Below are 1,637 nucleotides of genomic sequence, written 5' to 3'. Positions count from 1 at the left end.
GGCGGCGGAAACGCCATTTCCAAGCCTCAGCAGAGGCAAAAAGCCGAAATATGTTCGTTTTTCCGCGACCTGCTAGAAGTGCCTGCTTCAACTTGTATTTTCCAACTGCGGCAAGAGACTCGATTTCGTCAGTGTTGATATCGATGAACTCGGAGACGTGGCGATCATTCAGCGACAGCTCATCGATTACGTATATTTCTTCCATGATGTCGTCAATAAAGGCAAGCTTAATCCCAAAATCTAGAAAGTCATCGAAAAGCCGAATTTGCCCCCGTATCGCATCACGGCACTCGACAAGCACCAAATCAACGTCGCTAAACTTTTCAAGAGCTACAGCCAGAGTTGGGTGCTGGAATACGTCGGCAAGCGAGAGTTCGCCGACCACCCGGTACTGCGACCCCCTCTCGATGGTACGCAAGTCCTTCCACAGTTTGCTCTGCCGCTCCCTGCAAACGCCAACTCCTTGAAGAAGAACGGCATTCCGGATTTCCATTGACACCACCCCCCTCTGTCAACTGCCTGCTCTGGCAACGAGAAGCTTTTCGCGGCAGTCTGGACCCGTCGGTGGCCACCGCATATCGCCAACTTGCCGCAGCACGGAGATTACTCATTTCGTGTGCGGCTGGGGAGAGGAACACAATGATGAATACCCTCACAAATCGCGGTCGCCGCCAACCCCAGAAGGACCGGAGCAACGCTGAACAGCACGCGAGCCAGGAGATCCCGCAAGGTCAACAGGAAACACCGGTGGATGCCGCTACTGAGAGCACAGTAGACCAGCCGCCGCCTCCGGATTTTTCAACCTCGCCGCGAACTGTTTCTGGAAACAGTTCGAATGATGACGCCGCATCTGCGGAAGCCGATTCGGATTTCACGGAACTGGAAGCGGGTGTTTTCGAACACATCGAAGAAGTGCAAATCCTGATCAGTGACATGGATCAGCATCGTGCAACTGGTCGGACCGCGAAATTGGATTTCGAGAGCCGAATGGCGGTTATCGCAGCCAAGTTCGCCCCACTATACGCACGGATTGCAGCCATGCCACCAGAGGAACGGCGAACGTTCCTTGCGGCTCCTGCCACGCAGGGGGGTGTCGAGAAGAAGTGGCCCGATGCCCGAGCGGTAGATCCTTATGCCGTGATGATGGTCCACAAATACCTCTTTGACGGCAACAAGGCCAGGACGGGAGCGATCAAGGTGATGTGCAACAGGATAGGGTACACGGCCGCGGCATTGGCGGAAACTGGGAAACTTGATTTCGATGATGCTCGCGAGTTTGTGATGAAAAATGGAATGTTCGGAAAGATATCGCTCGCCTACACAGCCAAGAAAAAGAACAAATACGAAGTCGGATTGTCGGTAGTGGACGCAAAATCTGCAAAAATCTCTTTCAGCATTCCGGAGGATGATGGATTTTCTCCTGGCTCTTACAGGGCCTTTCTGGTCCGAAAGGGTGAAGGGGCTGAATACCATGTGGTCGATGATCTCGCTCCGGATGAGAAATCGCTGAGCCAGATCATTGAGCGTTACTATGTCCGTGGTCCCGAGGGAAACGCCTAACCCCGATCTGTTTCCGGAAACAGTTCGACTGAGGGCATGGGGACCGCCCATCGCCTCCTTCCGTAGCCCTGCGGCGG

At 54.1% G+C, this 1,637-nt stretch carries 2 protein-coding genes; one reads left to right on the top strand and one right to left on the bottom strand.

Annotated features, from left to right (window positions below; all coding sequences use genetic code 11):
- A partial coding sequence (locus tag QSG27_RS28875) for a hypothetical protein (protein WP_306712285.1) occupies window positions 1-499 on the bottom strand: 499 nt, incomplete at its 3' end.
- A 140-nt stretch (window positions 500-639) separates the two neighbouring features.
- Between QSG27_RS28875 and QSG27_RS28870 the strand changes: the two genes are divergently transcribed.
- Window positions 640-1,560, top strand: a complete 921-nt coding sequence (locus tag QSG27_RS28870; protein ID WP_306712283.1) for a hypothetical protein — start codon at window positions 640-642, stop codon at window positions 1,558-1,560.
- Window positions 1,561-1,637: the final 77 nt, after the last annotated feature.

Origin of the sequence: Azospirillum isscasi (genome assembly GCF_030849505.1) — a bacterium.
Lineage (GTDB): Bacteria > Pseudomonadota > Alphaproteobacteria > Azospirillales > Azospirillaceae > Azospirillum > Azospirillum isscasi.
Note: the sequence above shows the minus strand (reverse complement) of the source record. Positions and strands in the feature narration are given on the sequence as shown.

Coding starts and splice junctions, on each gene's coding strand:
- QSG27_RS28870 (WP_306712283.1), top strand. CDS start 640: ATGATGAATACCCTCACAAATCGCGGTCGCCGCCAACCCCAGAAGGAC.